Genomic DNA, 20,003 nt, shown 5'->3' on the forward strand with positions numbered 1-20,003 from the left:
TAACAAACTGGGCTGGGGGGCCTTTTATGTTTGCATTGATATTGATTCCGCTGGCCTTGGCGATCGCATTTTCCGGCCTTTTTGATGCGGAAGTTGAGCGTATTGCGGAAGAGAACGGGTTGAATGATTTTGATCCAAACGAACCATCAATTTTTGACGGTAGTGAGGTTGAGTTCGGGACCAATACACCGGACACGCTGACCGGGACAAACGGAGAAGACGCTTTGTTCGCACTTGGCCAAGCGGATCTTGTAAATGCGCTGTCCGGCGATGATTTGGTCGAAGCTGGTAGCAATAATGACACCGTGTTTGGTGGTGCTGGAGATGACATCATTGGCGGTGGCACCGGATTTGACCTTCTGAACGGCCAAGCAGGAGACGACGCTTTGCTTGGCAATGGTGGCGATGATCTTCTTTTGGGGCGTGCAGGCGATGATTTACTGATTGGCGGTGGCGGCCAAGATAGTTTGAACGGTGGCCCAGGTGATGATGTGCTGATCAGCGGTAATGTCGTGCTCGATGAGGAGGGCGAACAAGACATCAGTGCCACTGCGCTTGCCGTCGTGCGAAACACTCCAGAGGAGGATCTGGCAGCTGTTGATTTTGAAGCGTTGCGTGCTGAGGGGGCATTGAATGGTGTTGATGTTTCTTTTCTAGAAGAGGCACCAGAGCCAACCCAAGGTGGCGATCTTCGCGGCGGAGACGGGGATGATTTGCTCATCCTTGCTGGCGGTGACACAGCACAAGGCGGAGATGGCGAGGATCTTTTTGTACTCAACGAGAATATGGTTGATGAGAACACCGTGCGCATCGTTGACTACACCGCCACAGACGACTTTATCGCAGTTCAATACGCAGGTGAGGATGCCCCCGTTCTGGATACGCGAGACCGCGGGGATGACGCGATTATAATAATCGGAGAAGATATTCTGGCACTGGTAGAAGGTGGTGCTGGAATTTTGCCTACAGGTATTCGTCTTATTCAGGACGTCCGGATTAATTAACTTTTGACTTAGAGCGCTTTTTGTTTTCACAATACCTTATTTAGTTACTACGTCTTTCTGGAGGGGCATATGTTGCGTCATATTATTGCTGTACTAATTCTATCCTTGAGTTTTCCAATAGCGGTTTCGGCCGCTTCTCTTGTTGCGAAGGTTGATGTCTCAAGCCAAACGATGACGGTTATTCGTTATGGTGAAGTGATCCATCGTTGGCCTGTCTCAACTGCGCGCAAAGGCAAGTACACGCCGCGCGGAAGCTATTCACCCAAGAGCCTGTCGCGGTATCATAAATCCAGCCTCTATAATAATGCGCCAATGCCGTACTCTATTTTCTTTCGGGGCAATTACGCTGTGCATGGGACAAACCAAACGTCAAAATTAGGACGCCCTGCCTCTGCCGGATGCGTGCGCCTTCATACGTCAAATGCAGCTAAGCTGTTTTCACTGGTTAAGAAGCACGGGTTCAAAAACACCCGAATAGTGGTTCAGAATTAACCGTAGACTGCGCCCCAGCGTTCGATCAGTTGCTGTTGCAGAGCCTTCGCGCGACGGTTCCATGCGCGACCACCTTGTGGGGCCTCTTTATCGGCCTTTTTGATACTGCGCCGACGGTTTGTATCGGCGCAGATCATTGCAAATGCGAGCTGCTTACCGTCAGGCGCGACCATGTAACCGCTGAGCGCGCTTACGAAATTAAGCGTTCCTGTTTTAGCGTTTACCTTTATCGGGTGGTTCTTGATCACCTTACGTTTTGCATCGCGCATCGCGACGGGTTTTAACAGCTCTGCAAATCCTGCGCGCCGTCTTGCAACGAGCATGGCGTTTACCATGCCTTGTGCTGTGACTTTGCTCGCATCGCTTAAGCCCGAATGATCTGCAAAGCTGGCGTTGCCCATGCTCAGGGCGTCATTGGCCCAACGGCTCATCAATTTTGCAGAGGCTTTGAGTGTCGTGGCGCGACCGCCGCGTTGTCGCGTTGCGGTGAGGCCAACGACTTCAGCAGTTAGATTGGTCGAAAACTTCAGCATATCTCGTAAGATGGTACTGAGCGGTGCGCTTGTGTGCGTCACGAGCGCGCGTGATTGGGGAACACGCGTGGAACGTTTCGGGTTCTTGAGAACTATACCTTGCGCACGCGCGAAGGTCTGAAAAACGTCCGCTGCATAAAGTCCGGGTTTGCGAACAGGCAACCAACGCGCGCCGCTCTTGCCGAGTGCACTGCGCGCAACACTCCATTGATCAACGCCACCGGCGTCTTTGTACGAATAAACAGGCAAATCACGCGCTGCGATGGACATTTTGGAGATATACACGCGCGGGCGATGTTTGTTGGAGCGCGCATCCATCGAAACGCTGTAGCCATTGCTACCACGGCGCCATTCAAAGTGAACACGGTTGAAATTTAGGTTCAGCCCAGACACCGCTGGATTGTAGCTCACATGATCAGGCTGGGATGGGTCGATATCGTTTAAGTTTGGCAAGACGTTGTCGACATAAAAGAATTGTCCGCGCACTTCGCGAATACCGAGTGATTTCAGCTTTGCGGCCATATCAAAAAGCGCGTTGGTATCGAGCGTCGGGTCACCGCCGCCAATCAAAAACAAATCACCGCTCACTATGCCATTGGCGATTGAGCCGTTGGTTGAGACTTGCGTGCCAAATCGAAAGTTCGGGCCAAGCGCATCAAGGGCGTAAAGCGCTGTTATTGCCTTGGCTGTGCTGGCTGGGGGCAGGCCAGTGGTTTGTTTATTCGTCTCAAGAAGTTTGCCACTGCGCAGATCTGCGACAGCAAACCCCACGGTGCCGCCAAGTTGGGCGGCGTCAATAAGCGCCTGCGGTGTTGCGGGTCTCACCGTGACTGTTTTAGCACCTTTCGCAGGAGCCGCTGCACCGCCACGCATAGTGGGGCGTATGGACGATAACGGGGCGTTGGCCAAAGCGACATGCCCAAATGAGGCGGATGCAGCAGCGGTTAGGAAAAAGCGTCTGGATAAAAATTTGGTCATGTAAAAGTTAATGCAAATTGTTGTGTGCTTAACAAGGCCCGAGGTGAGCAAGAATTGGGCTTTTTACGGCATTGTGATGGCAAATCTTAAAAGGATACTGCGTGCGCGCACTGTTGATGGCGATTTCTATCTGGTAGGGGCGCGTATGTTGAAAGCGATGTTGATCATGCTCGTTGCAATGAGCGCTATTCCTGCGGGGGACGCAGCCAGCAAGATTCTGACCTCGGAGCTTGGTGTTGCGCCAACTTATGTGGTGTGGACAAGATTCTTGATTGGCGGATTGGTGATCTTGCCGTTCACTTGGCGGGCAGGGCTCTCTGTTTGGCGCGATTGGCGGGTTTGGTTTCGCGCGTTGCTGATTGCGTTGGGCATCAGTTGCATCACTCGCGCACTGCAGTTGGCACCTTTGGCTGATGTCTTTGGCGCGTTTTTCATCGGGCCCTTGGTGAGCTTTGTCTTGTCTGTTTGGCTTTTGAAAGAGAAGGCGCGCGCTGTTCAGGTGTTTTTGGTGCTCTTGGGCTTTGTCGGTGTTTTGATGATTGTGCGCCCTGGCTTTACGGTAACGGCAGGGCTTGGCTGGGCATTGCTCGCAGGAAGCTTGTACGGCGCATTTTTAACCGCATCGAGGTGGCTCGCAGGCTCAGTTGCTCTTGGTGGTTTGATGATTACGCAGATGGTTGGCTCAGTGGTCTTGGTGACACCCTTCGTGTTTGGCCAGTTTCCCGAGTTTACGCCACAAATTGTTAAGCTAACGGTGATAAGTGCGCTTGGATCGATGGTTGGGAATGTCTTGATGTTGTTTGCGTACAAGATGCAGGAGGCGAGCAAACTTGCGCCTTTTGTCTATTTCCAATTGATTTCAGCGGTTGTTTTAGGATGGTTGATTTTTGGTGAGTGGCCGGATGTGTTTGTCGTTCTTGGTATGAGCGTGGTCATCTTTGCCGGATGTGCTAGTGCATTTTTACAATCACGTCTGCCAGTCGCCGCGCGCACGTAGCGCGCTTGACGAGATATCGCGCATCGGCACATTCACAAAAGCCCATGCGGGGGCCTTCATATGCGACAGCCGGCGCGCAGCGCGACCTTTCAGCAAGGCATTGCGATAGATTTGAGCCGCAGGCGCAGTGCGCCCATCAATACGCTCGTCAGGGCGCGCGAGAACGCCGATTGGAACGGTTTCGATGATCTCGCCCCAGTCTTTCCACATATGAAACTGCGCCAGATTATCCGCGCCCATAAGCCATGTGAAGCGCGCGAAAGGGAACTTATGGCGCAGCGCGCGCAGGGTTTGCGCTGTGTAGCGCGTGCCCAGCGTTTGCTCGATGTCTGATATGTGGACCCGCGGGTGCTGCATCACTTCGCTTGCGCGCTGCATCCGGCGCGCCATGGGCGCGGGGCCGCGCGCTTTAAGTGGATTGCCGGGGGAGACGAGCCACCAAATTTCATCCAGATCAAACCGTTTCAGAGCTTCCAGGGTGATATGCACGTGTCCAGTGTGGGCTGGGTCAAAAGAGCCGCCCAAAAGGCCAATGCGTCTGCCGCGTGTGGTGTGCGCTGTTGGGTGCATAGGGCCGTTTAACGCTGAGGGCGCGACGATGCAATTAGGGCATGGGGCAGTCGTTGATCTCGCTCACCGCTTTGCGCCATGCTGTTGCTGCATCAAATGTATCGTGCTGCCAGTCATCTTCGGATTTGCGTGGCATCATGCCATAGCGGATCATGTAGCCGGGGCTGTAGTTTGGCGGGCCGAGGGCTTCGATCTCCACGCATGTGTCAAGAAAGAATGGATGCGTAGGATCCCGTAGTTTATCAATGGCTGCGCGAATGCCGGTCATTGTCGTGCGGTCAAGGAAGGCGAACATCCATTGTGACAATTCCCCAAGAACCACATGCGCACTTTCATCGCGCACGCGCTGCTGATCGAACAAGCCGTAAGAGGAGTATGTGTAGTAAACTTGCACAGCGTCGTCATAGCGCTGCTCAGCCGCACACGCGCGCACGATACGCGCTAGCTCGGACGGGTGCATATCGTTGCTCAGTTCACCTTGTGTGATGCAGCCAAACTCACGGGGCAGGGCATCATTCGCCTGTGCGCTCACCACCGAAGGGGTGAGCAAAGTGCAGATCAAAGCCAACCAACGCATTCGAAACTCCCAATCCATTTGCGCCTACCTTCGCATCACACTATGTGGATGCAAACTGAATTCAGCGTGAGGAACGATCCTATGGCCGCGTATCAATATGTCTATCACATGCAAGGCGTCTCAAAGACGTATCCCGGTGGTAAAAAGTGTTTTGAAAACATCCACTTGAATTTTCTCCCCGGTGTGAAAATCGGTGTTGTGGGTGTCAACGGCGCAGGTAAATCCACGCTTTTAAAGATCATGGCCGGTTGGGATAAGGACTTCAGTGGCGAAGCGTGGAAGGCGGAAGGCGCGCATGTGGGCTACCTGCCGCAGGAACCCAAGCTCGATGAAACGCTTGATGTGCGCGGCAATGTGATGCTCGGAGTTGCAGGCAAAAAGGCGGTTCTGGATCGCTACAACGAACTTGCGATGAATTACTCTGACGAAACGGCGGATGAGATGGCCGAATTGCAGGATAAGATTGATGCGGAGAACCTATGGGACTTGGATTCCCAAATTGATGTGTCCATGGAAGCGCTACGCTGCCCGCCAGATGATGCGGATGTGACGACACTTTCTGGCGGTGAGGCGCGCCGCGTTGCGCTGTGCAAATTGCTGCTGGAACAGCCTGACATGTTACTGCTCGACGAGCCGACCAACCACTTGGACGCGGAAACGATTGCTTGGCTGCAAAAGCACCTGATTGACTACAAAGGCACGATCCTTTGCGTCACGCACGACCGTTATTTCCTTGACGATATCACCAGCTGGATTTTGGAATTGGATCGCGGCAAGGGCATCCCTTACGAGGGCAATTATTCCGCGTGGCTGGAGCAAAAAGCGAAGCGTCTGTCCCAAGAAGCGCGCGAAGATAAATCCAAACAAAAGACTCTTGAGCGTGAACTCGAATGGATGCGCCAAGGCGCGAAAGCGCGTCAGGCGAAGTCCAAAGCGCGTATCAGCGCCTATAACGAGCTTGCAGGCCAGTCCGAGCGCGACAAGGTTGGCCGCGCGCAGATCGTCATCCCGAACGGTCCACGTCTTGGCAACAAAGTGATTGAGGTTGAAGGTCTGAAAAAGGCGATGGGCGACAAGCTCTTGGTCGAAAACCTGTCCTTTGATCTGCCCCCCGGCGGTATTGTTGGCGTGATCGGCCCGAACGGCGCGGGTAAGTCCACGTTGTTTAAGATGCTGACAGGGCAGGAAAAACCCGATGAGGGTACGGTTGAATACGGCGATACGGTGCAGCTGTCCTACGTCGATCAATCCCGCGATGATCTGGGCGATGATCAGACGGTTTGGGAAGCGATTTCCGGAGGTTCCGAGATCATTGCGCTGGGCGATGCGGAAGTGAATTCGCGCGCGTACTGTTCGTCCTTCAACTTCAAAGGCGGCGATCAGCAAAAGAAAGTCGGTCTGCTCTCAGGTGGTGAACGCAACCGTGTCCACATGGCGCGTTTGCTCAAAGAAGGCGGCAATGTTCTGCTGCTCGACGAACCTACGAACGATCTGGACGTTGAAACCCTACGTGCTTTGGAAGACGCTCTGGTCGATTTCGCAGGCTGCGCCGTGGTGATTTCGCACGACCGCTTCTTCCTGGACCGCATTTGTACGCATATGTTGGCGTTCGAAGGGGATGCGCATGTGGAGTGGTTCGAGGGGAATTTCGAGGACTACGAAGAAGACAAGAAGCGCCGCTTGGGCGCGGATGCTTTGGAGCCTAAGCGAATTAAGCATAAGAAATTTGCACGATAAGTTTAGCGTCAGCTAAACATATCGGGTGCGAGGCAGCGGATTGCTCTTGGGCAATTCGCGTTCGCACGAAAATTTTGTTCTCCTTGCGTTCACTTTTCTCTTGTCGATGCCATTTTGTTCTGGTATTATCTCTATAGCCATACCGTTCAGCGTATAAGTCGATGACTTTTGCTCTCTGCTCCGTCTGGTGAGCGCTTAGCGGCGCTGTGTCGAAACCTTTGCGGGTAGTAGGCTAAGGCGGTCCGACAGGACTCTGAAGGGATTTCAGAGCAACTTGAGCGGGGGGTCGTCGAAAGGTCTTCCTGAGTGATCATAGGGAAAGCCAGCTGCTATAATTAGGGCAGTCAAATCCACTGAGCGTATTTCAACGCTCACTCGAGTGAGCCCGCTTTGGAGTGTTCTAATGCGGTTCTCTTGGAAATTGGAAGGCAAGGTTCGTTACGGCGACGTGATTGGTACCATTGCCTTAATAATAACCCTGATCGGATTTTTTCTGTGAAGGTCGGGCGGCTCATTGAGCCGCCCTTTTCGTTAAATATGTGTTAGTCTAAACAGGCACCCACCCAACAATCTGCCCCATCTTCATAGCACCCGCCTGACGCTTCACTTCGCGGCCGTTTTGAAAGGCGATCATGGTCGGGATGCCTTTGATACGCATCTTGCCAGAGACGCTCTGATGGGTCTGCGTGTTGAGTTTCACCAGACGCGCTTGGCCTGATAGTTTGCCAGCCGCTTTCTCGAATTCCGGCCCCATCATTTTGCAAGGCCCGCACCACGGGGCCCAGAAATCCACGACCAGCGGCACATCGTCGTTGGCGCTGGCTTTGGCGAGCACGGCGGGGGTGATTTCAACCGCTTTGGACGGCATCAACGCCGCGCCGCAGGAGCCGCATTTGGGGTTATCGGTGAGCTTGTCGAACGGCACGCGGTTGAGCTGTGCGCATTTCAGACAGGTGAGTTTTTTGCCAGCCATGGTCGATCCTTAGAAAAGTGCGAGCCAGATGCCTGCGAACATGAGCATGCCGCCGAGTGTGACCCAAGAATGCCAGATTGCGTAACGGAATGGTAAGGTTTTGCGCGCATAGAAGATCGTGCCGATGGCGTAGGCCGCGCTGCCAGCGAGGATGAGTTTGGGCGTGATGGCGGGTACGCCTGTGAGATCGGGCAGGGCGAGCAGGCCGATGGCCCCGAGTGCGAGATAGGAGGCAGTGGACCATTTTGATTTGATTTCTGGGTTGGTGATTTTGTTCCAGATCGCCACGAGTGCCAGCACCCAACACAGGGCGAGTATGATGTAAGTGCGCGTGGTGCCTGCTTGGACGAGCAGGGGGGTGAAGGTGCCTGTGATGCTGATGTAGATCGCCGCGTGATCGATGCGGCGAAGAAGCGTGCGTTGCTCATGCCAAGGGGCGAAGTGGTATGCGCAGGACGACAAGTTGGACACAAGGCCGCATGCGACATAGACAAAGACTGCAAGGATGAGCGCCGTCGAAAGTGTCGCTGCTGCTTTGAAAATCAGCATTGTGCCAGCGACAAGAATAAAGGTTAGGCCAACCGCATGCACTGCCATATCGGCACGGCGGTAAGAGCGGTTTGGGCTAGGATACATGCGCTGGCTTCTTGTTGTTTCGCGCGCTCGATACGCAGCTAAAGCGTATATGTCGAGTGTGACGCCAAGTCTGTTCGGGGCGTCGGAGACCGTTTGGCGTGTTCAAAAGGAGAGTGTGATACGCTTTTGAACTGTCTTTTATGCATTTGCGAGGAAGATTTTCGCGCGTTTGAGTGTTATGAATGCATTGGGATCAAGATGACCTCCAGGATTCTTGCCTCACTCACGGAGAGACGTAGCACCGTTTGGTGCTGCGTCTTTTTTTACACTCAGCTTTGGTCAGGTGATGTGGCGCGCGCGCGCGCCGCGCTCGATAGCGGCTGCGTGAAGGCGATCGAGGTTCAACTCATACCGAATTTCTTCAAGAATGCGCAGCTCACTTTCTTGCAGCGTTCCATCTGCGGCAGCAACGTCGCACGAAAGGGCATAGGCGGTTTCGAACAGGCGTTCTGGCAGGTTTTCACGAATGAGACCGAAGAGCGCATCAAGGCCATCGACTTGCTCAAACAGATCAAAAACCGTCTGTGCCATCGTGTTCATTCGGTCGATGTCATAGGACGCAAAGACCGGAAGGTTGTTCACAGCGCTCTGGATTTTTACTAATTCCACCGTGCGTATGTCTTCATCAGATGCGGAGACAGCGATCATGAGAGCGACCAAACAATCTTGCGGGCTAAGTGGATGAGGCGCGGATTGATTCACGGGAAGGCTCACTTTCGTTTGCTGGCACTTAACTGTGCAGTTGCAGAATATTGACGAAAACCCCCACGTTCAATAGGGAGTGCGCATATGCCTGCCCGTTTGGGGCAGGTTTCTTTTTGGAGACCTGATATGTCTGATGTGCGCGACGCTGCAATGAGCTCAAAAGCTTGGCCTTTTGAAGAGGCGCGCCGCATTTTGAAACGGTACAAAAAGGATGCGCCGGAAAAGGGTTATGTGCTGTTTGAAACAGGGTATGGTCCGTCTGGTTTACCTCATATCGGTACGTTTGGTGAAGTGTCGCGGACCAGCATGGTGATGCGCGCGTTTCAGGAAATAAGCGATTATCCGACGAAACTTGTTTGTTTTTCCGATGATCTGGATGGCATGCGCAAGGTGCCGAGCAATGTGCCGAATGCCGATGGTTTGACGGAGCATTTGCAAAAGCCGCTCACGTCGGTCCCTGATCCGTTTGGTGAATTCGAGAGCTTTGGTCACCATAACAACGCTATGTTGCGCCGTTTCTTGGACACTTTCGGGTTTGAATATGAATTTATCAGCGCGACCGAGTTCTACGGAAATGGCAAGTTTGATGAAGTGCTGAAGCGCGCAGTCGATAAATACGACGCCATCATGGAAGTGATGCTGGCATCGCTGCGCGAAGAGCGCCGTCAGACGTATTCGATCTTTCTACCGTTTCATCCAGAGACCGGACGCGTTTTGTACGTTCCTATGAAGTCGATAAACCGTGATGATTATACGATTACCTTTGATGATGAGGAGGGTCGCGAGTGGACCGTACCTGTCACCGGCGGCAACGTGAAACTGCAGTGGAAGCCCGATTTTGGCGCGCGGTGGGCGGCCCTTGGGGTTGATTTTGAGATGTATGGTAAGGACCATTCTACAAACACGCCGATTTATGACAAGATTTGCCGGATCTTGGGGATGCCCGCGCCAGAGCATTTCACCTATGAATTGTTCCTCGACGAAAATGGTCAGAAGATTTCCAAAACCTCAGGCAACGGTGTGTCGATTGATCAATGGCTGACGTATGCGTCATCAGAGAGTCTGTCGTATTTCATGTACCAAAAACCAAAGACGGCCAAGCGGATGCATTTTGATGTGATCCCAAAAGCAGTGGATGAGTATCACCAGCAGCTTCGCGCCTTTGCTGGACAAGACACCAAAGCGCAATTGAACAATCCTGTATGGCACATCCACGGTGGCGAAGTGCCAGAGAGCAAGATGGTTGTGCCGTTTTCGATGCTTTTGAACCTCGCGTCGGTGTCGAGCGCTGAGGATAAGGATCAACTTTGGGGCTTTATCCAGCGCTATGCTCCAGAGGCAAATGCAGAAACCCATGAAGATTTGGATCAAGCGGCCGGATTTGCGGTGCGCTATTACAATGATTTTGTGAAGCCTGCGAAAGTGTTTCGTGCGCCTTCTGATCTGGAGCGCGAGGCCTTGGTTGCGTTGCGTGATGGATTAAAAGATTGGGACAAGGGATTGGATGCCGAAGAGTTGCAAAGCCTCGTCTTTGCTTGTGGTCGCGAACGTTTTGACCCGCTTCGGGATTGGTTTACAGCGCTTTACGAAGTGCTGCTTGGTGCGAGCCAAGGCCCTAGGTTTGGTGGTTTCATCGCCCTTTATGGCGTTGATGAAACCATTGCATTGATCGATAGCGCGCTTGCGGGTGAACTCGTCTGATTTGACTTGAAGGGTGCATGGCTTAGCTTTTCTCTTACACAGAGAGGGAAAACGAAGCTATGTTCACTCGAGTTTTTGCAATTTTGACGTTGTTTTTGACGCTGTCATTTAGCAGCGCTGCGCATGCGCAAGATAACGCTAAGCCACAGATCACTGGGACCATCCAAAACCAGTTTGATGCGTTTTCATCTGATGATTTTGAAACCGCCTTTACCTATGCAAGCCCGTTCATAAAGCAATTGTTTGGAACACATCAGAACTTTGGTGTCATGGTGGCACGCAGTTATCCCATGGTGCACCGCGCAGAGGATGTTCGCTTTTTAGAGCTGCGGTCAGTTGCCGGAGCTTTGTACCAGAAAGTTCAAGTGCGCGATGCATCCGGCCAAATTCACTTTTTGGACTATCAGATGATCGAAGGCAAAAATGGTTGGAAAATCAACGGAGTACAGTTGATTAAGCCATCTGGCTTGTCTGCTTAAATCTTCAAGTTTGAAACAGATTACAGGGCACCGTGACGGTGCTCTCAGCAATTTTTAAGTCTTCATAATCACTCTTACGCATTCGCAAGAGCAGCGGTTTCGCGCGCTTGCGATCGGAAACAGGCAGCATTTTGCGCTGCCCTTGCGCAAGAGGAAGACATTATGAACAAGGCTATAACCGACGGCGTCGTGCTTCAACCGCCGAGCTTCTCTCAGGGTTTGAACGTTTGGGCGCGCGGTGATGGGGTTGCCGGTTCCGATACATATCAAGGCACGGCAACTGCGGCATTTGTGCCTGCTGATTTGGATTTCAGTGGGTGTCTTGAAATTCAAAAAACGGATGCCACCCAAAAGCTTCGTTATATGGGGGAAACGCCGCTTCTACCTGGTTGTTACCTGCGCATTACAGCGAAGGTTAAAGCGATGAGTGGTCCGTTGCCAACTGTGCGCATCGCGGGATGGGCTGGTGGGTCAGGTGGGGCTCATGTGAGTGGGCTGAATGAGACCGGTAATTCTGTGAGTTTGAGCTCTTATGGTGAGATCGTTGAAGTAAGCGCGATTGTCGGCTCGGGACAACGCACCGGTGTTGATATGGTCTGGGGACGCGCACCCCTTTTTGGGCATTTCGGGTTGGATTTGACGGGGCCCAATGGCGGCGTTGTTCGCATTGACGATATCGAAATTGAGGACATTACGAGCGCGTTTCACCGCGATATGATTAGTGTTGTGGATGTGCGAGATTATGGCGCGGTCGGCGACGGGCTGACGGATGATCACGGTGCTTTCGTTGCAGCCGATCAAGCGGCAGACGGGCGTAACATCTTTGTTCCTTCGGGAACGTTTCGTTTAGGATCATCGCTAACTTTGAACCAACGTGTGGAGTTTGAAGGCAAGCTGAGCATGGATGCGAGCGATATTTTGTCGCTCGTTAAAGACTACAATTTACCTAAATACATCGATGCATTTGGCGGTGATGAAGAGTTGGCGTTTCGAAAAGCGTTTCAGGCGCTTTTGAACAACGCGGATCATGAAACTTTGGACCTTGGCGGGCGGCGTGTCACGATCAGCGAACCGCTGGATCTGCAAGCGATCGAGGGCTCACGTACGAGTTTTGCGCAACGTCGTGTCATTCGAAACGGTCAACTTTATGTCACTGAAAGTGCAGCATGGGATGTGGATGTGACGACCTCGGCAGCCACATATGTCGCGTCAAATGATGATAGGCTGACGTCTGTCACAAATGTAGCGAATATCAAGGTCGGTTCGTTGGTACAGGGAACCGGTGTCGGGCGCGAAGTGTACGTGCGTGAAGTGAATGTGGGGGCGGCAGAGGTCCGTTTATCTGGCCCTCTTTATGATGCAGTTGGGCGTCAAACGTTCGGCTTTCAACGATTCAAATATGTGCTCGATTTTTCGGGTTTTGATTTGTTCAGTCAGTTGGTGCTGCTTGATCTTGAAATCCTGTGTCGCGGCTTTGCTTCTGGCATTATGTTGCCGCGCTCCGGCGTTGCCAATGCGATCAAAAACTGCTTCATCACGCGCCCCAAAGATCGCGCGCTGACGTCTATTGGAAGCGGCTGTCAGGGGATGTTTGTGGAGGGGTGCCAGTTCATTACCAATGAGGGTGGCGCCAATGCGCAATCGCGCACCAGTATTGCAATGAACGCGAACGCAAACGATCTGAAAATTCGCAACAATCGTGCGAGTCAATTTCGCCATTTTGCCATTTTAGGTGGCCAGAACTACGTCATTTCAGGCAACCACGTGTTTCAAGGTGATAGCAACAGCGATGGTGCGCGTCTTGCTGGGTTCGTTTTTACACGAACAAATGTGAACCACACATTTACAGCCAATTACGTTGATAATTGTCACGTGGAATGGACGAATGAATCTACGGCGTCTCCCGATAACTCGGGTGGCTTTTCGTTTAGCGCGTTGTCGATTACGAATAACGTGTTCTTATGTAGCGATGTGGCACCGTGGTTTTCTTTTGTGGTGATCAAGCCATATGGCACAGGTCATACGCTGCGCGGATTTACGATGACGGGGAATATGTTCCGGTCGACTAAAGGCACGATTGATCGCGTCGAGCGTATTAATGCGACTTTTGCGACGCTCAATTTGTCTGCTGTGCGCGATCTTCTGGTGAATGGAAATATGTTCCTGAACGTGGTTACGGGCAGCGAAAATCCAATTACCTTGGATCATACACAGAGCAATCACGCCTCGACTTGGTACATACCTTTTGCGGGGCGTTTACCATTCGGAGGGCGCGCGCAGCGGGTGTCATCCGTGATGAACCGCAGCAAAATCAAATCTGTGGCGAACGTGAATCAATTTACCACACCATGGATCACGCCCGAACGTGGCACGAATGGCGATGTTGTGGAGGTCGCATGGGAGAAAGAGGTGGCAGGTACCGTCACAATCACGGCGCGCATGGACAACTAACATCTAACTTAAAATTCTTGCCAGATCCCAAGTTTCAAGGTGGGGTCTGGTGCGCTTTGAAGATCAATGTTCATACCGATTTCTATATGGCGTCCGTTCCCAATGTCATGGGCGTAAGAGGGTGTGAATTTCGAAGTTTGAGTGCCGTCAAATTTCTGAAAGGCTGAAATTTGGGCCATGAGTTTACCGCGTGTGAATGAAATACCGTAAGTGGCATCCACCCAAATGCTTGTTCTGTGTTGCGAGAGATGATGCAAAGCATAGGCGTCAATGGTGATCCAGCTGTTTTGATTAAAGCTCTGGAACCCTTTGCCGTAAGAGGCGCCTAATCGCACGACGTTTGAGCCTTCATATGTTCCAGCCCCAAGATCGAGCGAAAGCTGATGTTTGGCAGACGAGGGTGTGAGTGTGTAGCGCATAAAAACAACAGTTTTCAGGCGATCCTTGCGTGTTGCATCTGGGCTACCCAGATCAAGGCCAAGCGTCACACCTGCGCCAAAGCCATGTTCGACATACGTGCTGCCATAGATGTCAGGCAGCTCAATCGGGCGTTTATCAGGCCAAACGGCACTTGCCGAGACTGCTAGAAATGTCTTGCCCTTTTCGCGCGGCCAAGCACCTGCCGTGGCGTATGCTGGTGCGAAGACAAGCACGAGAATACCCGCGACGCGCAAAAAGCTGTTCATAATCGTTAACATCACCCGCCAAACTGGCGCGAGAGTGTGAAGAAACGGTTAAGGGTTATGCGTGATGCTGGTCATAGCCCGTCATGCGTTGTATGTGAGCCTGCAAGAAGAGGGCAGTGCATGAGCGATTTGGCAGAACTTGAACGGCTGATTAGAGCAGACAGTGCAGAGCGCGGGCAAGCGGTAAGCAAGCTTGGCTATTTTTGTGCCCCGTTTCGTCCAAACGAAGGCCCGTTAAGCGACAAAGTCATTAAAGTTTACCGCGGCTTACGCAATGTCGCGGAGTTGGAACGCCTTGCAGAGTGTCACGACGACTATGTCGCAGCACTCGCGCTGACCGGAGTTGATTTGCCTGAGACGGAATTCCATTTGTTGCAGCTAGATGGAGCGCGCATCCCTGTGATCGTTCAAGAAGCGCTGCCGAGCGATAGCATGATGCGTCCTCAGATCATTGCGGCTGACCTGCAGGGTGCAGTTGAAATGATGGAAGCTGCGGGTCAGGTTATCGCAACGTTTTGGAATAACGCTGACAAGGTTGAGGGACGTGTTGGTTTTCACCCCTCTATCCGAAACTTCGCCTATCTTGATGGAAAAGCGCTGTTCTTTGATACGTTTCCTCCGCTCATCCACTACAGCCGTGATGAAATGGGTAAAATGCTGCTAACGTTTTCAGACAAGCGTTTGATGCGCTGGGTCGGGCCATTCTTGCAAACCAAGGTCACTGGCATTCAGGATGAATGGTACTCTGCGCCAGAAACGCTTGTTGGACTTGTTGGTAGTGCATGCCGTTTGCGACCCCACGACAGTGATCGCTTTCTTGAGTGGGGACAGGATTTTGCGCGCCGCGCTATGCCGCGTTGGGCTGAAGAGGCGATACCAGAAATGAAAGCCCCGCCCAAGTTGCCGGCCTATTGGACAGGGTTTCGTAAAGTGTTGGGTCTGCAAGGAGAACCGAATGTATAGAGTTTTGATGTTAATTGTCGTTGGATTGGCGCTGACAGGGTGCGGCGTACCCTTGGTTCCGATGATATGAAAGGCGTTGCTTTAAGCGCGCTCGCGCTCATTTTGGCTGGCTGTGTGTCACCTGAAAGTGCTCCGCAAACGGCGCAAGTCGCGCAAGCTGGGCCGGATACCTGCGCGAAAAGCGAGTTCGCAGCTTTGCTTGGAACCCCGATCAACAACGCTGAATTGCCTTTGACGCAGACCTATCGCGTTATCTTCCCTGACAGTGTTGTGACCACAGATTTCATGGCTGATCGCATGGAAGTTATTGTCGATGCGAATGGCATCGTGACAGGTCTGCGCTGCGGTTAACCCCAGCTAGGACAGAGCAGCACCGGGTTCGCAGCTTTTGAACTTTTCCACGGGATCAAACGCTCCATCGAGCGCGATCTCGTGGATGGTTTCGCCAAGTATTGCTTGAGCGATCACATTGTTCTGCAACCCAATCAAAACATTTCCAAAACCCGTGTCGGAAACGGATAACGTTGAACCGGTAATCTGGTGCCGCGTCGTCTGGATGAAAGGTCCGTTTGGCGCAAAACGGATTGCGAAAATCTCAGCGTTTGTCCAACCCTCCGGGTGCGTCAACTCGAGCGTATAGAGCGTACCGTCGTAGGTAAGCTTTAAATCAGTGTCTGATCCGTTGTCGGTCACGGTACAAATAGGGCTTGGCGAAAACTCCCAAGCATCAGCACTTGTACCCGACACTAGGCTTGCAGCAACGAAGCCAAAAATGATGGCACCGCGCATGTTAAGAGCGCTTACGACGCGGCTTTACACCACCGCGTTGCCCTGGGCGACCCGCTGTGGAGCGACCTGACATCTTATGCGCTTCGCTCACAGCGTCCTCGATCACCGATTGACGCGCCATAGGATCAGCACCAATCGCGAGATCAACGGTTTCCAAGCGCTTCACCTCATCACGCAGACGGGCGGCTTCTTCGAACTCAAGATTTTCAGCCGCTTTGCGCATATCCACGCGCAATCCATCCAACACCGTTTGCAAATTCGCGCCTGCAAGCGGTTTGTCGACCTTCGCGGTGACGCGGTTCATGTCCACATCACCCTTGTAGAGCCCCGCTAGAATGTCTTCGACGTTCTTCTTCACGGTCGCTGGTGTTATGCCATGCTCTTCATTGTAAGCGATTTGCTTCGCTCGACGACGATCTGTTTCACCCAATGCGCGCTCCATCGAGCCGGTGATCTTGTCCGCATACATAATTACGCGGCCATCAGCATTTCGCGCTGCACGGCCGATTGTCTGGATCAGTGAGGTTTCAGAGCGCAAAAAACCTTCTTTGTCGGCGTCCAAAATCGCGACCAAACCGCATTCAGGAATGTCCAACCCTTCGCGCAAAAGGTTAATTCCGATCAGCACATCAAAAGCCCCAAGGCGCAAGTCGCGCAGAATTTCGATACGTTCAATGGTGTCGATATCGCTGTGCATGTAGCGCACTTTGATGCCTTGCTCATGCATGTACTCTGTCAAATCTTCGGCCATGCGCTTGGTCAAAGTGGTGACGAGCGTGCGAAACCCATCAGCGGTGACGCGGCGCACTTCATCAAGCAAATCATCGACTTGCGTTTCTACAGGGCGAATTTCCACCATCGGGTCAAGCAGGCCAGTAGGGCGAATGATTTGTTCTGTAAACACGCCGCCTGTTTGTTCCATTTCCCACTTTGAGGGGGTTGCGGAAACAAACACAGATTGTGGGCGCATCGCGTCCCATTCCTCAAATTTAAGCGGGCGATTGTCCATACAAGAGGGCAGGCGGAATCCGTGCTCCGCCAGTGTCATTTTGCGGCGGAAGTCCCCTTTGTACATGCCGCCAATCTGGGGCACCGACACATGGCTTTCATCGGCAAACACAATGGCGTTGTCAGGAATAAACTCAAATAAGGTGGGGGGCGGCTCGCCCGGTGCGCGACCGGTCAAATAACGCGAATAGTTTTCGATACCATTACAAACGCCCGTGGCTTCCAACATTTCGATGTCAAAATTCGTACGCTGTTCAAGGCGTTGCGCTTCAAGCAGTTTGGCCTCTGATACAAGCTGGTCTAGCCGCACACGCAGCTCTTTTTTGATCTTGCCAATCGCTTGGTTCATGGTTGGTTTCGGCGTCACGTAGTGCGAATTAGCATAGACGCGCACGCGTTCTTTAGTGTCTTTCTTTTCGCCGGTCAGCGGGTCAAATTCTACAATACTTTCAAGCTCTTCACCAAAAAACGACAAGCGCCATGCACGATCTTCAAGGTGCGCTGGGAATATCTCGAGGCTATCGCCACGCACACGGAAAGAGCCACGCGCAAATGTAGAATCATTGCGTTTATATTGTTGCGCGACCAAGTCTTGCATCACGCCGCGCTGATCGTAATTTTTGCCAACTTCAAGGTCCTGCGTCATCGCGCCGTAGGTTTCTACAGATCCGATGCCATAGATGCACGACACAGAGGCGATGATGATCACATCATCGCGTTCCAGCAATGCGCGCGTGGCAGAGTGGCGCATCCGGTCAATCTGCTCGTTGATCTGACTTTCTTTCTCAATGAACGTGTCAGAGCGCGCGACATAGGCTTCGGGCTGATAATAGTCATAAAAGCTGACGAAATATTCGACAGCGTTGTCTGGGAAAAAGCCTTTGAACTCACCATAAAGCTGCGCTGCGAGCGTTTTGTTAGGCGCAAGAATGATGGCAGGGCGCTGCGTCTGCTCGATCATCTTCGCCATAGTGAAGGTCTTGCCAGTTCCCGTCGCACCCAGCAAAACTTGATCACGCTCGCCGCTGTCGATCCCCTCACACAACTCTTTAATCGCAGTTGGTTGATCGCCTGCCGGTTCAAATTCTGTTTGAAGTTTGAACGCGATGCCCCCCTCTAGCTTTGCGCGCTCACGTACGTCGCCTTTAGGTGCGTTTAACAAAGTGTCAGAACCGTCGTTGTTCACAAAAGACATAGGCGACTCGCTTTTAGGGGTTACCGCTAAAATTGATCACTTTTTGTTCACATTCAAGGGTAGGGCCGCGACAATTCTCGCGCTGTCTCAATCGCCTATGAAAGACAAAACAACATTGCCGTCATCGCCTTGTAGCAGTGCCTCGCCAGCAACTTCATCTGGGATGATCCGATCCTGACTGTCAGCTGTTGCACCGTAAAATTGGCCCTCGACCTGCGCCGTCGAATTCGCACCGGTGAGCTGAACGACACGATTGTTCGCAATCAATTGCATGTTCGTGCCGGAGTAAGCAGTGCCGTTTATCTCCAGACCACGCATGTCAATCCGGTCAAAATCTGGATTTGTAACGTTTTCTCGCGTGAACGGGTTTTGCGCGGTTCTGATCGTCACAACACTATCCAGAGTAGCGCGCTCAAAGTCCACGCTCGCGTCGTAACTGCCAAGCCCGCCAAATCCAGTGCCCGATTGATTTGTGTAGGCATAGACCGCATCGCCCGTGTAGCGGGCCGTGCCACTTGTGGGCATATCTTCAAGCCGCGTTGCCACCCCTATGGCCCCGACCGCAGAGTAGGATTCACCGTCGACTGTATACTCCATCGAATAGAGCGAAGCATACTCGTATCGCCCGCCTGGATTTACCAGTCTCAACACCACACCTTCGTTTTCCGCTTCGCCGTCGCTGTCAAATCCGTCTTCGTCGGCGAATTTAAAGAGCCCATCATCGACAACCAGCTTTCCGCCACCATGACGAACACGGCCCGAAACACGGCGGACCTGTGCGGAACTTTGGCGCGCTGTCACGACACTGCCGCTTAAAAAGCTCAAGTTGTTCGTATCGCTGCCAAGCAAGGGGTCGTAATTCGGGATTGAAACTTGGGGTTGCTCGGGCGCAATCGCCGTCTCCTGAGTAGAGCCGCACGCGCTCACGCACACCGCAAGGGGAAGAACGAAATAACACCGAAGCAAGCAAACTCTCCTGATCGCTGCGTGAGGCGTTACATGAAAAGACCATTCATCTCAATTAAAGAGCTATCACATCAGCGTTTCCAAAACCGGCATTGTCTTCATTTGCTTTTGTGAGGGCCCATAAATGCAGCTAAATTGTTCCCTTAGACGCGGATCGTCCCCTTGCGAAAAACTGCCGTATCCGCGATAATAGCGCTTAGTAACCGGATCATTTTGGAACATTGCCATGCGCGCACGTATCTACCAACCCTCAAAGACGGCCATGTCTTCTGGCACGGCCAAGACGCACAGATGGATCCTTGAGCATGCTCCAGCAAATGCGCGCGCGGTTGACCCGCTTATGGGCTGGACTTCGTCGGATGATACGCAGGCGCAGGTTAAACTGCGCTTTGACAGCAAAGAGGCTGCAATTGCCTACGCTGAAGCAAATAACATTGATGCGGTTGTACGTGAACCAAACAAGCGCAAAGCGAACATTCGCGCAGGCGGTTATGCTGAAAATTTTGCAACCAACCGTCGTGGCGCTTGGACGCACTAAACAAGCCTGAAACGCGGCTGTATCC

Annotated in this window: 20 protein-coding genes; 10 read left to right on the plus strand and 10 right to left on the minus strand. The window is 52.6% G+C overall.

All coding sequences use genetic code 11. From position 1 onward, the window contains the following. Positions 1-26 precede the first annotated feature (26 nt). Positions 27-1,004, plus strand: coding sequence for a calcium-binding protein (locus ACTG3Z_RS02675; protein ID WP_439141097.1), 978 nt, complete (start codon positions 27-29; stop codon positions 1,002-1,004). 69 nt (positions 1,005-1,073) lie between these two features. Further along, positions 1,074-1,496, plus strand: coding sequence for a L,D-transpeptidase (locus ACTG3Z_RS02680; RefSeq protein WP_439141098.1), 423 nt, complete (start codon positions 1,074-1,076; stop codon positions 1,494-1,496). On the opposite strand, the gene dacB is transcribed toward ACTG3Z_RS02680, so the two are convergent. After that, the gene (gene dacB, locus ACTG3Z_RS02685) at positions 1,493-3,007 is read right to left on the minus strand and encodes a D-alanyl-D-alanine carboxypeptidase/D-alanyl-D-alanine endopeptidase (protein ID WP_439141099.1); all 1,515 of its coding nucleotides are present in this window, start codon (positions 3,005-3,007) and stop codon (positions 1,493-1,495) included. The two genes, ACTG3Z_RS02680 and dacB, sit on opposite strands and share 4 nt — an antisense overlap. Positions 3,008-3,083: 76 nt before the next feature. Here dacB and ACTG3Z_RS02690 point away from each other — a divergent pair, with 76 nt between their 5' ends. Continuing rightward, the gene (locus ACTG3Z_RS02690; RefSeq protein ID WP_439141100.1) at positions 3,084-4,004 is read left to right on the plus strand and encodes a DMT family transporter; all 921 of its coding nucleotides are present in this window, start codon (positions 3,084-3,086) and stop codon (positions 4,002-4,004) included. On the opposite strand, the gene ACTG3Z_RS02695 is transcribed toward ACTG3Z_RS02690, so the two are convergent. Together ACTG3Z_RS02695 and ACTG3Z_RS02700 are read right to left on the minus strand one after the other, a co-directional pair. Beyond that, the gene (locus ACTG3Z_RS02695) at positions 3,975-4,574 is read right to left on the minus strand and encodes a nicotinate-nucleotide adenylyltransferase (protein ID WP_439141101.1); all 600 of its coding nucleotides are present in this window, start codon (positions 4,572-4,574) and stop codon (positions 3,975-3,977) included. The genes ACTG3Z_RS02690 and ACTG3Z_RS02695 overlap by 30 nt on opposite strands. A gap of 34 nt (positions 4,575-4,608) precedes the next feature. Continuing rightward, a complete protein-coding gene (locus ACTG3Z_RS02700; RefSeq protein WP_439141102.1) occupies positions 4,609-5,151 on the minus strand; it encodes a hypothetical protein in 543 nt (180 codons plus the stop codon). An 81-nt stretch (positions 5,152-5,232) separates the two neighbouring features. Between ACTG3Z_RS02700 and ettA the strand changes: the two genes are divergently transcribed. Further along, positions 5,233-6,888: an energy-dependent translational throttle protein EttA gene (gene ettA / locus ACTG3Z_RS02705; protein WP_439141103.1), complete on the plus strand. Its 1,656-nt coding sequence runs from the start codon at positions 5,233-5,235 to the stop codon at positions 6,886-6,888. A gap of 547 nt (positions 6,889-7,435) precedes the next feature. Here the strand turns inward: ettA and trxC are convergent. The 3 genes from trxC to ACTG3Z_RS02720 all read right to left on the minus strand — a co-directional run bounded on the left by trxC (position 7,436) and on the right by ACTG3Z_RS02720 (position 9,145). Further along, positions 7,436-7,861 (minus strand): thioredoxin TrxC, encoded by a 426-nt coding sequence (gene trxC / locus ACTG3Z_RS02710; protein WP_439141104.1) that lies wholly within the window; start codon positions 7,859-7,861, stop codon positions 7,436-7,438. 9 nt (positions 7,862-7,870) lie between these two features. Continuing rightward, the gene (gene trhA, locus ACTG3Z_RS02715) at positions 7,871-8,497 is read right to left on the minus strand and encodes a PAQR family membrane homeostasis protein TrhA (RefSeq protein ID WP_439141105.1); all 627 of its coding nucleotides are present in this window, start codon (positions 8,495-8,497) and stop codon (positions 7,871-7,873) included. A 279-nt stretch (positions 8,498-8,776) separates the two neighbouring features. Continuing rightward, positions 8,777-9,145, minus strand: coding sequence for a tellurite resistance TerB family protein (locus ACTG3Z_RS02720; protein WP_375267410.1), 369 nt, complete (start codon positions 9,143-9,145; stop codon positions 8,777-8,779). Positions 9,146-9,328: 183 nt separating this feature from the next. Between ACTG3Z_RS02720 and ACTG3Z_RS02725 the strand changes: the two genes are divergently transcribed. The 3 genes from ACTG3Z_RS02725 to ACTG3Z_RS02735 all read left to right on the plus strand — a co-directional run bounded on the left by ACTG3Z_RS02725 (position 9,329) and on the right by ACTG3Z_RS02735 (position 13,833). Continuing rightward, a complete protein-coding gene (locus ACTG3Z_RS02725) occupies positions 9,329-10,903 on the plus strand; it encodes a lysine--tRNA ligase (protein ID WP_439141106.1) in 1,575 nt (524 codons plus the stop codon). Between the two features lie 59 nt (positions 10,904-10,962). After that, positions 10,963-11,382, plus strand: a complete 420-nt coding sequence (locus ACTG3Z_RS02730; protein ID WP_439141107.1) for a DUF4864 domain-containing protein — start codon at positions 10,963-10,965, stop codon at positions 11,380-11,382. A gap of 162 nt (positions 11,383-11,544) precedes the next feature. Continuing rightward, positions 11,545-13,833 carry a glycosyl hydrolase family 28-related protein gene (locus tag ACTG3Z_RS02735; RefSeq protein ID WP_439141108.1) on the plus strand — a complete coding sequence of 763 codons (2,289 nt, stop codon included), beginning with the start codon at positions 11,545-11,547 and terminating at the stop codon, positions 13,831-13,833. Positions 13,834-13,841: 8 nt separating this feature from the next. Here ACTG3Z_RS02735 and ACTG3Z_RS02740 read toward each other — a convergent pair whose 3' ends face one another. Continuing rightward, positions 13,842-14,531 carry a hypothetical protein gene (locus tag ACTG3Z_RS02740; protein WP_439141109.1) on the minus strand — a complete coding sequence of 230 codons (690 nt, stop codon included), beginning with the start codon at positions 14,529-14,531 and terminating at the stop codon, positions 13,842-13,844. Between the two features lie 108 nt (positions 14,532-14,639). On the opposite strand from ACTG3Z_RS02740, the gene ACTG3Z_RS02745 reads away from it, so the two are divergent. Both ACTG3Z_RS02745 and ACTG3Z_RS02750 read left to right on the plus strand, forming a co-directional pair. Then, positions 14,640-15,482, plus strand: a complete 843-nt coding sequence (locus ACTG3Z_RS02745) for a DUF6206 family protein (protein WP_439141110.1) — start codon at positions 14,640-14,642, stop codon at positions 15,480-15,482. Positions 15,483-15,521: 39 nt separating this feature from the next. Further along, the gene (locus tag ACTG3Z_RS02750; protein ID WP_439141111.1) at positions 15,522-15,833 is read left to right on the plus strand and encodes an I78 family peptidase inhibitor; all 312 of its coding nucleotides are present in this window, start codon (positions 15,522-15,524) and stop codon (positions 15,831-15,833) included. 6 nt (positions 15,834-15,839) lie between these two features. Here ACTG3Z_RS02750 and ACTG3Z_RS02755 read toward each other — a convergent pair whose 3' ends face one another. From ACTG3Z_RS02755 to ACTG3Z_RS02765, 3 genes are all read right to left on the minus strand, one after another. Next, on the minus strand, positions 15,840-16,271 hold the full coding sequence (locus tag ACTG3Z_RS02755; RefSeq protein WP_439141112.1) for an excinuclease ABC subunit B: 432 nt from the start codon (positions 16,269-16,271) through the stop codon (positions 15,840-15,842). 1 nt (position 16,272) lies between these two features. Further along, entirely contained in the window at positions 16,273-18,474 is a 2,202-nt protein-coding gene (gene uvrB, locus ACTG3Z_RS02760; RefSeq protein WP_439141113.1) for an excinuclease ABC subunit UvrB, read from the minus strand. A gap of 87 nt (positions 18,475-18,561) precedes the next feature. After that, positions 18,562-19,440, minus strand: coding sequence for a transferrin-binding protein-like solute binding protein (locus ACTG3Z_RS02765; protein WP_439141114.1), 879 nt, complete (start codon positions 19,438-19,440; stop codon positions 18,562-18,564). 226 nt (positions 19,441-19,666) lie between these two features. Between ACTG3Z_RS02765 and ACTG3Z_RS02770 the strand changes: the two genes are divergently transcribed. Continuing rightward, complete coding sequence (locus tag ACTG3Z_RS02770) at positions 19,667-19,978, plus strand: ETC complex I subunit (protein WP_439141115.1); 312 nt, start codon at positions 19,667-19,669, stop codon at positions 19,976-19,978. The last annotated feature ends 25 nt before the right edge of the window (positions 19,979-20,003 follow it).

Source organism: Planktotalea sp. (assembly GCF_965659345.1).
In the GTDB taxonomy this organism is placed as follows: Bacteria; Pseudomonadota; Alphaproteobacteria; order Rhodobacterales; family Rhodobacteraceae; genus Planktotalea.

Excerpts from the sequence above, each read along its gene's own strand:
- ACTG3Z_RS02730 (WP_439141107.1), top strand. The coding sequence starts at position 10,963 with ATGTTCACTCGAGTTTTTGCAATTTTGACGTTGTTTTTGACGCTGTCA.
- ACTG3Z_RS02755 (WP_439141112.1), bottom strand. The coding sequence starts at position 16,271 with ATGCGCGGTGCCATCATTTTTGGCTTCGTTGCTGCAAGCCTAGTGTCG.
- ACTG3Z_RS02740 (WP_439141109.1), bottom strand. The coding sequence starts at position 14,531 with ATGTTAACGATTATGAACAGCTTTTTGCGCGTCGCGGGTATTCTCGTG.
- ACTG3Z_RS02680 (WP_439141098.1), top strand. The coding sequence starts at position 1,074 with ATGTTGCGTCATATTATTGCTGTACTAATTCTATCCTTGAGTTTTCCA.
- ACTG3Z_RS02700 (WP_439141102.1), bottom strand. The coding sequence starts at position 5,151 with ATGCGTTGGTTGGCTTTGATCTGCACTTTGCTCACCCCTTCGGTGGTG.
- trhA (WP_439141105.1), bottom strand. The coding sequence starts at position 8,497 with ATGTATCCTAGCCCAAACCGCTCTTACCGCCGTGCCGATATGGCAGTG.
- ACTG3Z_RS02675 (WP_439141097.1), top strand. The coding sequence starts at position 27 with ATGTTTGCATTGATATTGATTCCGCTGGCCTTGGCGATCGCATTTTCC.
- ACTG3Z_RS02735 (WP_439141108.1), top strand. The coding sequence starts at position 11,545 with ATGAACAAGGCTATAACCGACGGCGTCGTGCTTCAACCGCCGAGCTTC.
- ACTG3Z_RS02770 (WP_439141115.1), top strand. The coding sequence starts at position 19,667 with ATGCGCGCACGTATCTACCAACCCTCAAAGACGGCCATGTCTTCTGGC.
- ACTG3Z_RS02720 (WP_375267410.1), bottom strand. The coding sequence starts at position 9,145 with ATGATCGCTGTCTCCGCATCTGATGAAGACATACGCACGGTGGAATTA.
- ACTG3Z_RS02745 (WP_439141110.1), top strand. The coding sequence starts at position 14,640 with ATGAGCGATTTGGCAGAACTTGAACGGCTGATTAGAGCAGACAGTGCA.
- trxC (WP_439141104.1), bottom strand. The coding sequence starts at position 7,861 with ATGGCTGGCAAAAAACTCACCTGTCTGAAATGCGCACAGCTCAACCGC.
- ACTG3Z_RS02695 (WP_439141101.1), bottom strand. The coding sequence starts at position 4,574 with ATGCACCCAACAGCGCACACCACACGCGGCAGACGCATTGGCCTTTTG.
- ACTG3Z_RS02725 (WP_439141106.1), top strand. The coding sequence starts at position 9,329 with ATGTCTGATGTGCGCGACGCTGCAATGAGCTCAAAAGCTTGGCCTTTT.
- dacB (WP_439141099.1), bottom strand. The coding sequence starts at position 3,007 with ATGACCAAATTTTTATCCAGACGCTTTTTCCTAACCGCTGCTGCATCC.
- ACTG3Z_RS02690 (WP_439141100.1), top strand. The coding sequence starts at position 3,084 with ATGGCAAATCTTAAAAGGATACTGCGTGCGCGCACTGTTGATGGCGAT.
- uvrB (WP_439141113.1), bottom strand. The coding sequence starts at position 18,474 with ATGTCTTTTGTGAACAACGACGGTTCTGACACTTTGTTAAACGCACCT.
- ettA (WP_439141103.1), top strand. The coding sequence starts at position 5,233 with ATGGCCGCGTATCAATATGTCTATCACATGCAAGGCGTCTCAAAGACG.